This window comes from Prauserella cavernicola, assembly GCF_016595675.1.
Classification (GTDB): domain Bacteria; phylum Actinomycetota; class Actinomycetes; order Mycobacteriales; family Pseudonocardiaceae; genus Prauserella_A; species Prauserella_A cavernicola.
Genome location: NZ_JAENJH010000009.1, coordinates 71,460 through 84,303 on the forward strand (window position 1 = coordinate 71,460; position 12,844 = coordinate 84,303).

At 71.3% G+C, this 12,844-nt stretch carries 12 protein-coding genes; 8 read left to right on the forward strand and 4 right to left on the reverse strand.

Annotated features, from left to right (window positions below; translation table 11 throughout):
• Positions 1–21: 21 nt before the first annotated feature.
• The 3 genes from JHE00_RS27515 (at position 22) to JHE00_RS27525 (ending at position 2,236) form a co-directional block, all read left to right on the forward strand.
• Positions 22–801, forward strand: coding sequence for an enoyl-CoA hydratase-related protein (locus JHE00_RS27515; protein ID WP_200323558.1), 780 nt, complete (start codon positions 22–24; stop codon positions 799–801).
• 74 nt (positions 802–875) lie between these two features.
• Positions 876–1,400, forward strand: a complete 525-nt coding sequence (locus tag JHE00_RS27520) for a MarR family winged helix-turn-helix transcriptional regulator (protein WP_200323566.1) — start codon at positions 876–878, stop codon at positions 1,398–1,400.
• Complete coding sequence (locus JHE00_RS27525) at positions 1,397–2,236, forward strand: alpha/beta fold hydrolase (protein WP_200323568.1); 840 nt, start codon at positions 1,397–1,399, stop codon at positions 2,234–2,236. Before JHE00_RS27520 ends, JHE00_RS27525 begins: the two co-directional genes overlap by 4 nt.
• Here JHE00_RS27525 and JHE00_RS27530 read toward each other — a convergent pair.
• On the reverse strand, positions 2,233–3,024 hold the full coding sequence (locus JHE00_RS27530) for an aminotransferase class IV (protein ID WP_200323575.1): 792 nt from the start codon (positions 3,022–3,024) through the stop codon (positions 2,233–2,235). The genes JHE00_RS27525 and JHE00_RS27530 overlap by 4 nt on opposite strands.
• Positions 3,024–3,878: a peptidylprolyl isomerase gene (locus JHE00_RS27535; protein WP_200323577.1), complete on the reverse strand. Its 855-nt coding sequence runs from the start codon at positions 3,876–3,878 to the stop codon at positions 3,024–3,026. Before JHE00_RS27535 ends, JHE00_RS27530 begins: the two co-directional genes overlap by 1 nt.
• A gap of 126 nt (positions 3,879–4,004) precedes the next feature.
• On the opposite strand from JHE00_RS27535, the gene JHE00_RS27540 reads away from it, so the two are divergent.
• Together JHE00_RS27540 and JHE00_RS27545 are read left to right on the forward strand one after the other, a co-directional pair.
• Positions 4,005–4,670, forward strand: a complete 666-nt coding sequence (locus JHE00_RS27540) for an MBL fold metallo-hydrolase (RefSeq protein WP_200324070.1) — start codon at positions 4,005–4,007, stop codon at positions 4,668–4,670.
• Positions 4,667–5,335, forward strand: coding sequence for a hypothetical protein (locus JHE00_RS27545; protein WP_200323579.1), 669 nt, complete (start codon positions 4,667–4,669; stop codon positions 5,333–5,335). The genes JHE00_RS27540 and JHE00_RS27545 overlap by 4 nt, the downstream gene beginning before the upstream one ends.
• Here the strand turns inward: JHE00_RS27545 and JHE00_RS27550 are convergent.
• The gene (locus JHE00_RS27550; RefSeq protein ID WP_200323581.1) at positions 5,292–5,591 is read right to left on the reverse strand and encodes a hypothetical protein; all 300 of its coding nucleotides are present in this window, start codon (positions 5,589–5,591) and stop codon (positions 5,292–5,294) included. The genes JHE00_RS27545 and JHE00_RS27550 overlap by 44 nt on opposite strands.
• A gap of 97 nt (positions 5,592–5,688) precedes the next feature.
• Complete coding sequence (locus tag JHE00_RS27555) at positions 5,689–7,191, reverse strand: YibE/F family protein (RefSeq protein WP_372440501.1); 1,503 nt, start codon at positions 7,189–7,191, stop codon at positions 5,689–5,691.
• A 268-nt stretch (positions 7,192–7,459) separates the two neighbouring features.
• On the opposite strand from JHE00_RS27555, the gene JHE00_RS27560 reads away from it, so the two are divergent.
• From JHE00_RS27560 to JHE00_RS27570, 3 genes are all read left to right on the forward strand, one after another.
• Positions 7,460–9,412 (forward strand): intein-containing Rv2578c family radical SAM protein, encoded by a 1,953-nt coding sequence (locus JHE00_RS27560; protein WP_200323585.1) that lies wholly within the window; start codon positions 7,460–7,462, stop codon positions 9,410–9,412.
• A gap of 131 nt (positions 9,413–9,543) precedes the next feature.
• A complete protein-coding gene (gene aspS / locus JHE00_RS27565; protein WP_200323587.1) occupies positions 9,544–11,310 on the forward strand; it encodes an aspartate--tRNA ligase in 1,767 nt (588 codons plus the stop codon).
• Positions 11,311–11,576: 266 nt separating this feature from the next.
• Positions 11,577–12,800 (forward strand): phosphotransferase, encoded by a 1,224-nt coding sequence (locus JHE00_RS27570; RefSeq protein WP_200323589.1) that lies wholly within the window; start codon positions 11,577–11,579, stop codon positions 12,798–12,800.
• Positions 12,801–12,844 lie beyond the last annotated feature (44 nt).

Below are 12,844 nucleotides of genomic sequence, written 5' to 3' on the forward strand. Positions count from 1 at the left end.
CCCGCCCTAGGGTGTGGACTCATGACCGACGGGATCGAGTTCGCACGCGACGGTGAGATCGCCAGGCTCACGCTGAACCGGCCGGAGAAGCTCAACGCCGTCAGTTTCGATATGTGGTCGGCGATTCCCGGGATCGTGGCCGAGGTGGAGCGCGATCCGTCGGTGACGGTGCTGGTGCTCACCGGCGCGGGTGAGAACTTCTCGGCCGGCGCGGACATCGGCGAGTTCCGCGAGCTGCGGTCCTCGGCGGAGGGCACCGCGACCTACGACAAGGCGGTGGAGGCCGCGGTCAACGCGCTCGCGTCGATGCGCAAGCCGAGCGTCGCGATGGTCAGGGGCCACTGCATCGGCGGTGGCTGCCAGCTGGCAGTGGCCAGCGACTTCCGGTTCGCCGCCGAGGGAGCCCGGTTCGGGATCACCCCGGCCAAGCTCGGCATCGTCTACCACTTCGACTCCACACGTCAGCTCGTCTCGCTCGTCGGGCCCGCGAACGCACGCTACTTCCTGCTGTCGGGACTGCTCGTCGACGCCGTGCGGGCGCGAGAGATGGGACTGGTCAACGAGGTCGTCGCCGCCGACTCGCTCGAAGAGTCCACACTGGACTTCGTGCGGACGCTCGGCTCGCGCTCGCAGGCGTCGATCAGGGGGATGAACCGGATCATCGCCAAGATCGTGGCGGGGCAGGCCGAATCCGATGCCAAGGTGGCCGAGATCAGGGCCGCCGCCGTGCACGGCGAGGACTACGCGGAGGGCGTCGCCGCGTTCCTAGACCGCCGCCCGCCCCGGTTCACCTACCGCTGACCGGTGATTTCCGTTGACACGGAATGGTTCCCGGGCGCTTGACCATGCATGAGTCATGCATGTATCAAGGAGGGATGCCAGACACGGAGCGAACGGCGAACCTGCTCGGAGCGACCGCTCTCGCCCTGACCGACCTCGCGCTGGGCGGCGCCACCGAGGCGGCGAAGGTCAGCGCTAGTGGCGCGGCGGCACTCGTGTCGTTGTCGGCCCAGCCGGGACTGAGCGTGACCGAGCTGGGGCGGCGGGTCGGACTGACACAGTCGGCGGCGGCGCGCATGGTCGACTCGCTGGAGGCCGCGGGCCTGGTGGAGCGCAAACCCAGCCCGTGGCAGGCCCGGATGACGATGGTGGAGCCCACCAGGGCGGGCAGGCAGGCGGCGCGCAAGGTGCTGGCCGCGCGGGGTGGCCCGCTGACCGACCTGGTCGGGGCACTCGGCGAGGAGGACCAGAAAACGCTCGGGCGGTTGCTCACCACGTTGCTCACGCGGCTCTACGACGAGGTGGGCGACGCCCAGTACCTGTGCCGCCTGTGCGATCGGAAGTGCTGCGCCACCGGCGCCATGTGTCCCGTCGGGCAGGCCGAGCGGGACCAGCGATGAGCCCGCCCGGCGGGTGGTGGCTGCGCCGGTCCTGGCATGGGCGGTTCGGCACCGTCCGCTGGGACAGCTTCGGTGAGCCGGACGCCGAGCCCGTCGTGTTGCTGCACGGCACTCCGTTCTCGTCGTTCGTGTGGCGTGGCCTCGCGCGAGCGCTCGCGCGGCGTCGCCGGGTGTACGTCTGGGACCTGCCCGGCTATGGCGCGTCCGAGAAGTTCGCGGGCCAGGACCTCTCCTTCGCGGGGCTGACAGAGGCGTTCACCGGCTTGCTGGAGCACTGGGAGCTCACGGAGCCCGACGTCGTCGCGCACGATTCGGGCGGGGCGGTGGCGCTCGGCGCGCATCTGCTGCGGGGCGTGTCCTACCGCAGCCTCACGCTCGTCGACGCGGTGGCACTCGGGCCGTGGGGGAGCCCGTTCTCCTCGCTGGCCGGTGAGCATGCGGAGGTGTTCGCCCGGCTGCCCTCGGCGTTGCACACGGCGCTACTGCGCGAGTACGTGAGTTCGGCGGCGGCACGGAGCCTTTCCCCCGACGTGCTGGCAGCGCTCACTCAGCCGTGGCTCGGCGAAGCCGGGCAGGAGGCGTTCTACCGGCAACTCGCGCAGCGCACGACCGACGCCGGCTACGTGGGCTCGCTGGGGGAGCACTACCCGGGCATCACACTTCCCGTGCTCGTGTGCTGGGGCAGCGAGGACGCCTGGGTGCCCGCCGACCGCGGCCGGGAGCTCGCCGCGCTGATCCCGTCCGCGCGGCTGGAGATACTGGCCGGGGCGGGCCATCTCGTTCCCGAGGACAGTCCGGCCGAACTGACCGCTGCCGTGGCCGGCTTCCTGGGCTAGATGCGTTCGAGGGGCGTGCGTTCGCAGGCCCGTCGCAGCAGGGTCGTCAGCTCGGCGTCCACGGTCAGTTCCACGTCGTCGACGGAGGCCACGGGCAGACCGGGGTTACCGGAGTTGCACAGAAACGCGCTGCGCTGGGCCGTGGCCTCGGCCAGCGACAGCGGCCGCGTCACGGTGGGCACGCCCAGCTCGGCGAGCCCCCGGTCCAGTAGCAGCCGCATCGTGCCGCTCAACTGCGGCGCCTGGGGCCACACAACGGTCTCGCCGTCGAAGAAGCCGGCGTTCCAGACCGAGGCCTCCGAGACGATGCCCTCGGCGGTGACGAACAGCGCGTCGTCGTAGCCGGCCCGCTTCGCCGCGCGCAGGTGGTGCAGCAGGCCGAAGGTGCCGACGTGTTTCACCTCGGGCAGGACCCGCTCGTAGCGTACCGACCGCAAGCGCACGGGCGTGTCCAACGCGGAGCTCGGCGGCCGCAGCGTCACCAGTACGTCGGGCGGCACGGGGGAGTCGGCGCCACTGGGCGCGGACAGGGAGAACAGCGTGATCCTGGCCGTGACGTCGCCCGCTCCCGTGACCGCCTGGCGCAGGTACTCGCGGACGAGCCCGGTGTCGAGATCGCTGCCGAAGAGCTCCCTGGTGCCCTCGGCGAGCCTGCGCAGGTGCGCGTCGAGGTCGCGGGTGTGCCCGTCGCGCACCTGCAGTGAGGTGAAGTGGCCGTAGTTGACCACCGCGGGCACCGCCAGTTGCTCGGCGGTGCCCGGCTCCCCGTTGACGTACGTGCGGAGCATCAGCCCACGGTGACGCCGGTGAACTTCACCTCGGTGTTGGGCTTGCCGCCGCCGGGGCTCGGGTCGAACGCGCCGTCGTGGCCGCCGCGGGCGACCTCGTCGATGACCTTCAGGCCGGCGTCGTCGATCGTGCCGAACACGGTGTAGTCCGGCGTGAGCGGTGCGTCGCCGAAGACCATGAAGAACTGGCTGCCGTTGGTGTCGGGGCCCGAGTTGGCCATCGCCAGCACGCCGCGGCCGTACTTCAGCTCCGGGTAGGTCTCGTCGGCGAAGGAGTAGCCCGGTCCGCCGCTGCCGTTGCCGGTCGGGTCGCCGCACTGCAGCATCTGCAGTCCGGTGGTGCCGATGCGGTGGCAGGCGCTGTCGGTGTAGTAGCCCTGCTCGGAGAGGCTGACGAAGCTGTTCACCGCGCACGGGGCCAGCGACCGGTCCAGCGTGAGCGGGATGTCGCCCGCCGTGCTCTGCAGGTTGACCTTGACGGTGCCCTCCGAGGAGACGTCCTGGCCGTTCGGCGGGTCGACCGGCTTGGCCGGTTCGCCCGAGGCCGGGTAGTCGCAGCTGGTCGGGTTGGGCAACGGCTGGGTCCGCGCGACGGGCTCGACGCGCTCCGTCGGGATGTTGATCTCCTCCGAGGGCGCGGCCTGGGACGACTCGCCCGGCTGCTGCTCCCCGGCGGCGTCGTCGCCACCGCTCTGGGTGGACAGGATCACCACGAGACCCGCGACGACCACGACCACACCGACCGTCACGCCCACGCCGATGATCCTGCGTCGCTTCGCCTGCTCGGCCCTGCGGACGAGCTGCCGCTCGAGCTTGCGCTTCGCGGCCTCGCGGCGCTGCTGGTTGGTCGCCACCTGCCCTCCCAGATCTTCTCGATGTCACCCGCCTGGCAGTAGGCGGCAGTCTATGGGCACTGTCTGTGAGGATCCTGTACAGGGGCCGCTAGGGTGGGGTACGTCCCAATCGCGGAGGTGGATTTCGTGCTCGTCGTCGGGTTCGCGGCCGGCGCGTTCCAGGCGAACTGCTACGTCCTGGCAACCGGCGCGGGCGGCGACTGCGTGATCGTCGACCCCGGTGAGGGCGCGCGCGAGCACGTAGACGAGGCGCTGAGGGAGCACGGGCTGACCCCGGCCGCCGTGCTCGCCACTCACGGGCACTTCGACCACGTCCACTCGGCCGCCGAGATCGCCGATGCCCACGGGGTCGCCGTGTGGATCCGGCCGGAGGACCGCGTGCTCCTCTCCGATCCGCTCAAGGGACTGGGGCCCGAACTGGCCGCCGCGTTCGCCTCCGTCAGCCTCACCGAGCCGCGTCTGGTCCGGGAGCTCGGGACCGACCCGCTGGAGCTCGCCGGGATGCGCGTCGAGCTCGTCCACACGCCGGGGCACACGCCGGGTTCCGTGGTGTTCCGGCTCGACACCGACGAGGGCGGCCGGATCGCGCTCACCGGCGACACACTGTTCGCGGGCTCCATCGGCCGCACCGACCTGCCGGGCGGTGATTCCAGGGAGATCGCGTCGTCGCTGCGGACCCTGCTCGCCTGCTCCGACGACACGGTGGTGCTGCCTGGGCACGGGCCCACCACGACCATCGGCCGCGAGAGGGCCACGAATCCCTTTGTGGGAGACGGCGGGGGAATGTCATGAGTGAGCCGGAGTCCGCGGAGCGCACGCCGCCGCCGGAGCCGGAGCGGATAGCGCTGTTCGGCGATGACGCCAAGCAGCGTCGCCGTCGCCTGGTGTCGGGACTCGTCGGGGTGCTGATCTTCGCCGCCGCGTTCGGCGGCATCGCCGGGCTCATCGGCGGGCAGGTGGCCGGGCTCGTCGTGGCCGCGGTCATCGGGCTGCCGCTGCTGTACGTCGTGTCCTACAACTCGCGCAGGCAGCTCTGGCTCGACGGCACCAGCGTGGTCGTGCGCAACTGGGGCTCGCGCAAGGTCGACCTGGTCACCGCCAAGCGCATCGACCTGCTGCTCACCGACATCCGGGGCGCGCGCACGGTCAGCCTGCTGGTCGGCGCGGAGCAGGGCGGCAAAGCCATCAAGGTCGACCTCGCCGTGTACGCGGGCACCGGCGGGCGCGAGCTCGGCATCCTCGCGCTGCGCAGGCTGGCCGACGCACTGGTGAACAACATCGAGTCCAACGGCATGGTGTTCTCCGAGCTGCTGATCGCGCAGCTGCGGTCGGAAGCACGGGGAGACGCGGCCGCCGACCGTCCGCTCTACCGGATCGCGTCGGTGGCGCCGTCGGGCAAGATCGCCCAGCGCTTCACGATGGACGCGGTGAGCCGTTTCGTGTCGACTCTGGAGTGAGCTCCTCGCCGTCGCCGGCCAGACGGCGTTCGATGGCCGAGAGCTGCGTGCGCACGGCCTCCAGCTGGTAGACGATCTCCGGCAGCTCCTGCGCCGCGAACACCGTGAGCCGCTCCAGCTGCGCGGCGGTCTCGCGCAGATCGGTGAGCAGCAGCGCGATCCTGGGCAGTGCCTCGAGCGCGGAACCGGCGGTGCGGGCCGCCGTGAGCGCGGTGTCCAGCGCGCGACGCGGATGGGCGAGTGCTGAGCCGAGCATGGCGCCTCCAGCCGGGTAGTGGGCCCGGAACACGCCACTTCGTACCCGACGCGGGGGCCGCGCGGGCAGGCGGGGCGCGAGGCTGAGGCAGGTGTGACTAGGGGGAACTGACGGGGCTGGTGTGGTCGGGCAGTTCCTCCCTGACCACGATCAGTGCCGCCAGCGCCGTGGTCACCGGAACCGCCGCGACGATGCCGATGGAGCCCGCGAGCGTCCTGACGATCTCCGACGCGATGTCCTGCGAACCGAGGATGCTGCCCAGCCCGACACCCGAAAGCGACGCCAGCAGCAGCACCGGCAGCGCGGCGCCGGCGTAGGCCATCACGAGGGTGTTCACCGCGGAGCCGACGTGGTCGCGGCCGATGCGCAGACCCGCGCCGTAGAGCTCTCGCCAGCTCAGTGCGGGGTTGGCCCTGCGCAGCTCCCACACCGCGCTCGTCTGCGTCACGGTGACGTCGTCGAGCACGCCGAGCGCGCCGATCACGACCCCGGCGAGCAGCAGGCCCCTGGCGTCGATGCCGTGGCCGAGCGAGGCGATCAGCGTGGACGTGTCGTCGCTGAGACCGGTGAGCTTCGCCGCCGCGGAGAACACCGCGGAGAGCACACCGATGAGCGTCAGGCTCACCATCGTGCCGAGCACCGCGACCGATGTCCGGGCGGAGACGCCGTGGGTGAGGTACAGGGCGACGAACATGATCAACCCGGAGCCAGCGATGGCCACGAGCAGCGGGTTCTCGCCGGCCAGGATCGCCGGCAGCACGAACAGCGCGAGCACCACGAAGCTCAGCCCGAGTGCCACGAGCGCGGCCAGCCCGCGCCAGCGGCCCAGCACGATCACCGCGAGCGCGAATAGCCCGGCCAGGATCAGCAGCGGAGCGCCGCGCTGGAAGTCCTGGAGCTGGTACGACTCGGGACTCTGCGGCTGCGCACCGCTGTAGGCGAGCACCACGTCGTCGCCCGCGGCGAAGCGGGGCGTGCTCGGCTCCAGCGGCAGGTTCTTGCTGATCGTCGAGCCGGCCGCGGGCCCGTCGCTGAGCAGCACCTCCACCGCGACGCACTGGCTGCCACCCGGCTCCGGCTCGCCGACCTGCACCTGGCCCGGGGCGAGGCAGGGGCCGGTCTCGGTGGAGGTCACCTCGCCGTGCACCGGGGTGCCGACGGAGTTGGCGCTGTGCGCGGCCGGTTCGCCCCAGGGGTAGAGCAGCGCGACGCCGGCCACGGTCGCGAGCGCGAACGGCGCGAGCAGCGCCAGCAGGAGCAGCTTGACCCGCCGGGATGCCGGTTCCGCGGGCCCGTGGCCGTGTCCGTGGCCGACGGGGACGAGGGTTTCGGCGGGCTCCGGTGCCCCGGCGGGTTCGGGTTCCGGTTCGGGGGGCCGTGGCTTGCGGGGTGGCTCCCCGGCCTCCGGGCGGCGCCGCGCCCGCTCGCGCGCAGGCTTGGCGCGCTCCGGTTCCGGTGATCGCTCGCGGTCCGGCCTGGCCCTGCGTGCGGCGGGTCGGTCGGTGGCGTGCCTGCGCGCACCCGAGGGCCTGCCCTGCCCTGGCGAGGCGGGAACCCGGCGGATGGGGCCGGTGTCGTCGTCGGAGATGTCGCGTGGCACGCGCATATCTTGCGCCAACTCGCCGGAACCTTCCGGAAGGCCCCCGCGTCGGAGCTGATCGAGAACGCGTTCTCGAAGGGGCGGCGCGGTGCCGGGGCCTCGGTTCACGTCCGTCTGGGGGTCGGACGTGGCTTGACGCCGGTCATCGCGCCGCCCCTTTTTCTGCGCTGTTCGCGCTTCCGGGCGAGCGAACAGGGTGTCGTGCGGCTGCGGCCAGCACTGCCGCGACGCTTGACAAAGCGTTCGAACACGTGTTCGAATCGAAGGCGTGAGATGGAATGGACAGCGAGCTGACGGGGACGCCGAGCAGGCGCTGCTCGGACTGTCCGGCCTGATCCGGTCGGTCCGGCCGCCTGACTTCTCGGGCGTGACCTTTCACGAGGTCCATGCCCGTTCAGTGCTGAACAAAGTGCCCGACGCCTCCCGGGTGCCGTTCCGGTGGACGGTCAATCCTTATCGGGGGTGTTCACACGCGTGCACATACTGCCTCGCCGGGGAGACGCCGATCCTGCTCGCGAACGGCCGCACCAGGCCTCTCGCGGAGCTACGCGTCGGCGACGAGATCTACGGGACCAGGCTGGAGGGTGACTACCGGCGCTATGTTCGCACCCGCGTGCTCGCCCACTGGTCCACGCGCAAGCCCGCCTACCGGGTCACGCTCCAGGACGGCACCCGGCTGGTCGCCAGCGGCGATCACCGGTTCCTGTCCGACCGGGGCTGGAAGTACGTCACCGGCGCGCAGCACGGCGCGGGCCGCAGGCCGCACCTCACCACGGGCAACAAGCTCATGGGCGTCGGGCGGTTCGCCGCGCCGCCCTCGTGGTCCCCGGCGTACCGCGAGGGTTATCTGCACGGTGTCGGGGCGGGTCGCAACGGCGTCGAGGGCGAGACGCTCGAGCGGGTGCACCGGTTCACGGGGGAACACGGCGGCTCCGGGGAACTGGGGAGCCCGGCGGACGTCGCCGCCCCGATCGCACCGGACGACGACTGGCAGAAGGGTTTCCTCGCGGGGATTTTCGACGCGGAGGGCACCCACTCGCGGGGCATCCTGCGCATCGCCGTCCTCGCGCCGGACGCGGTCGAGCTGGCCCGTCTCGCGTTGAAGCGCTTCGGGTTCACGCACGTGCTGGAGGATCCGGGCCGGGCCAACGGGCTGCGGGTGGTGCGCCTGTCGGGCGGACTCACCGAGCGGTTGCGGTTCTTCCACACCACGGATCCCGCGACGACGCACAAGCGCACCATCGACGGCGTGGCGATCAAGTCGGCGGCCCGGCTCGGCGTCGTCGCGGTCGAACCGCTGGGCGAACAGCGGCCGCTGTTCGACATCACGACCGCAACCGGGGACTTCATCGCCGACGGCGTCGTGAGCCACAACTGCTTCGCGCGCAACACCCACACCTACCTGGACCTCGACGCCGGCCACGACTTCGACACCCAGGTCGTGGTCAAGGTCAACGCGGCCGAGGTGCTGGGCGCGCAGGTGCGGCGGCGGAGCTGGCGGCGCGAGCACGTCGCGATGGGCACCAACACCGATCCCTACCAGCGGGCCGAGGGCAAGTACGAGCTGATGCCCGGCATCATCCGTGCGCTCGCGGGTTCGGGAACCCCGTTCTCGATCCTCTCCAAGGGCACGGTGCTGGCCCGGGACCTGCCCCTGCTGAGCGAGGTCGGCAGGGACGTGCCCGTGGGGCTCGGCGTGTCGATCGCGCTGCTGGACCGCGACCTGCAGCGCAGGCTCGAACCGGGCACCCCGAGCCCGAGGGCGCGGCTCGAACTCGTCCGGAAGGCCCGTGAGGCGGGGTTGCCGTGCGTGGTGTTCCTCGCGCCGGTGCTGCCGGGACTCACCGACTCCGTCGAGGCGCTCGACGGCCTGCTGGCCGAGGTCGCCGACGCGGGAGCGACCGGGGTCACGGTCATCCCGCTGCACCTCAGGCCGGGGGCGCGGGAGTGGTTCGCGGCGTGGCTGGCGGAGCAGTATCCGGACCTCGTACCGCGCTACCAGCGGCTGTACGCGCGGGGCAGCTACGTGGACGCGCAGTACCGGCGCTGGCTCTCGGCCAGGGTCACACCGCTGCTGCGGCGGCACGGGCTCGGCCCGCGCACGGGCGGTGACGAGCGCGGTGTGCCGGGTGACCGGGAAGTGGGCTGGCCGGAGGGCAGCATGCCGGGCGCCGCGACCGAGCCGGACCGGGTGAGGGGAGACCAGCTGACGCTGTTGTAGAGCGGGCCACTCCGGGAAACCTGGTGGCGGCCGACCCCGGTCGGTTCGTTAACCTGAGCCGTCGGCGCCACAGCCGGTGCCAGACCGATGGCAAGACCGCTACCACAGCTTTTCCGAGAGGATCCTGCGAAGTGCTTCGCACCCACAACGCCGGCACGTTGCGTGTCGAGCAGGCTGGCCAGACCGTCACCCTCACCGGTTGGGTCGCCCGGCGGCGCGATCACGGCGGAGTCATCTTCGTCGACCTCCGCGACGCCAGCGGGATCGCACAGGTCGTCTTCCGGGAAGGCGAGATGGCCGAGCGGGCCCACCAGCTCCGGGCCGAGTACTGCATCCAGGTGGTCGGCGAGATCGCGAAGCGCCCCGAGGGCAACGAGAACCCGGAGATCCCGACCGGGCTCATCGAGGTCCTGGTAACGGAACTGGAGGTGCTGTCGGAGTCGGCGGTGCTGCCCTTCCCGATCGACGAGCGGCTCGAGGTCGGCGAGGAGGTGCGGCTCAAGCACCGCTACCTCGACCTGCGCCGTAGCGGGCCTGCCGGCGCGATGCGGCTGCGCAGCGAGGTCAACCGGGTGGCGCGCAACGTGCTGCACGACGAGGACTTCGTCGAGGTCGAGACACCGACGATGACGCGCTCGACGCCCGAAGGCGCCCGCGACTTCCTCGTCCCGGCGCGCCTGCGGCCCGGCTCCTGGTATGCGCTACCGCAGTCGCCGCAGCTGTTCAAGCAGCTGCTGATGGTCGGCGGGCTCGAGCGGTACTACCAGATCGCGCGGTGCTACCGCGACGAGGACTTCCGCGCAGACCGGCAGCCGGAGTTCACCCAGCTCGACATCGAGATGAGCTTCGTCGAGCAGGACGACGTGATCGCGCTCGGCGAGCAGGTCGTCACCGCTCTCTGGAAGCTCATCGGCGTCGAGGTGCCGCAGCCGTTCCGCCGCATCAGCTACGCCGAGGCCATGGCGAAGTACGGCAGCGACAAGCCCGACCTGCGGTTCGGGCTCGAGCTCACCGAGCTGACGGAGTTCTTCTCCGACACGCCGTTCCGCGTCTTCCAGGCGCCCTACGTCGGCGCTGTCGTCATGCCCGGCGGGGCCGACCAGCCGCGGCGCACGCTCGACGCCTGGCAGGAGTGGGCCAAGCAGCGCGGCCACAAGGGCCTCGCGTACGTGCTCGTCGGCGAGGACGGAACCCTGGGCGGGCCCGTCGCCAAGAACCTCTCCGAGCAGGAGCGCGCCAACCTCGCCGAGGCCGCGGGCGCCGAGCCCGGCGACTGCGTGTTCTTCGCCGCGGGCAAGCCCAACACCGCCCGTCAGCTGCTCGGCGCCGCGCGCGTCGAGATCGCGCAACGCCTCGGCATGATCGACGAGAACTCCTGGTCGTTCGTGTGGGTCGTGGACTTCCCGCTGTTCGAGGCGGCGGACGAGAGCGACGACGTCGCCGTGGGCGGCGGCAAGTGGACCGCGCTGCACCACGCGTTCACGTCGCCGACGCCGGAGTGGATCGACAAGTTCGAGTCCGACCCTGGCAACGCGCTCGCCTACGCCTACGACATCGTCTGCAACGGCAACGAGATCGGCGGCGGATCGATCCGTATCCACCGCGGCGACGTGCAGCGGCGCGTCTTCGAGCTCATGGGGCTGTCGGAGGAGGAAGCGCAGGAGAAGTTCGGCTTCCTGCTCGACGCCTTCCAGTTCGGTCCTCCGCCGCACGGCGGCATCGCCTTCGGCTGGGACCGCATCGTCATGCTGCTCGCCGGCGCCGACTCGCTGCGCGACGTGATCGCCTTCCCGAAGACCGGCGGCGGCTACGACCCGCTGACGGCGGCTCCGGCGCCGATCACCGCTGAGCAGCGCAAGGAAGCCGGAGTCGACGCGAAGTCCCAGCAGCGCGGCTGACGAGCACCGGGCAGGTCGCGTCCGCACGGAGAGCGGCGAGCCGGAATGAAACCGGTGCGAAACCGGTGCGAAATTGGTGGCGAGGACCGACAAGGCCCAATTGGGTGGAGTGCCGCCGCGTTTCTCGCGAGAGACGCGGCGGCCTTCCTCTCAGAAATGAACAATCCGGTCGATGCCACGGAAATCTCCGGATATTCCAGCGAAAACCTCACGTTCGCGCCCACGTTGTGGTCACCGTTGCTCGTTCACTAGTAGGGTCGAAGTCAATGACTGTGGATACCTCCTCTACCGATGATTCGACACTCGGAGCAGGAGCGGAATTTCTTTCGATCGAGGCGGCCGTCGCGGCTGCCGAGGCGGTGCTCTCCCAACGGTTCGGCAGCACGATCACGCTGATCGACGCCGAGGACCTGGCGGGAAGCGGCCCGGCGACGGTGGTCAGAGCGCGGGTCGACTCGTCCCCGTTCGCTCTTCCGCGCACGCTCGTGATCAAGCACTACCCGGGGCCCGCGAGACCGGGGCAGGACGACGCCTTCGCGAGGGAAGCGGCCAGCTACCAGCTGTTCACGGCCCTGTCGCCGGAGGACCGGATGTGCCCGGAGCTCCTCGCGCACGGCGCCGACCACCGCGTGCTCGTGATCGACGACTTCGGTCGCATGCCGACGCTGGAGGACAAGCTGTGCGGTGGCGACAGCCGGGCCGCCGAGACGGCGTTGCTGTCGTGGGCGCGTTCACTCGGCCGGCTGCACTTCAGCACGGCCAACCGTGAGGCCGATTTCAACGCGTTGCTGCGCAGGCTCAGCTCGCGCGGCCGGGCAGGTGACGGCGGCTCGCGGGACCACTCCGTCGGTGTCGCGCCGGGCGAGGTGACGGCACTGGTCCCGGCGCTGCTGGCGCAGGCGCTCGCCGTGACGGTTCCCGAACCGGTGCACCAGGCGGCCGACCGCGCCGCCAAACTGCTCACCGCCGGCGCATACCGGGCGTTCAGCCCCGTGGACCTGTGGCCGGACAACAACCTCGTGACCGACGCGGGCCTGCGGTTCCTCGACTTCGAACGCGGCAGGGTGCGCAGCGCGCTGATCGACGCCGCGCACCTGCGGGTGCCGTTCGTGACCGACCCGCACCCGCTGGCGTTGCCCGCGGGCATGAGCGAGGCCATGGTCGCCGCGTGGCGCGCCGAGATCGTGGGCCTCTGGCCCGATTTCGGCGACGACGACACGCTCGAGGGGCACCTGCTCGACACCGAGCTGCTGCTCATCTGGCACGCGACGCGCACGCACCTGCCCGCACTCGCCGACGTCAGCAACGCCTCGCGCACCGGCAAGGCCGCCGCGCTGGTGACCTGGTGGCTCGGGCTGGCCGAGCACGCCGGGCACAGCGAGCGCGACGGCGATGACGCCGTCGCGGAGCACGCGGCGACAGTGGCCGACGTGCTGGACGCTCGGTTCGGTCCCGGCCTGCGGCTGGAGCTCTACCCCGCTTTCCGGTAGGTCCGGCACCAAGCTTTCGCCGGTGCGTCCACGCGTCGTTACCC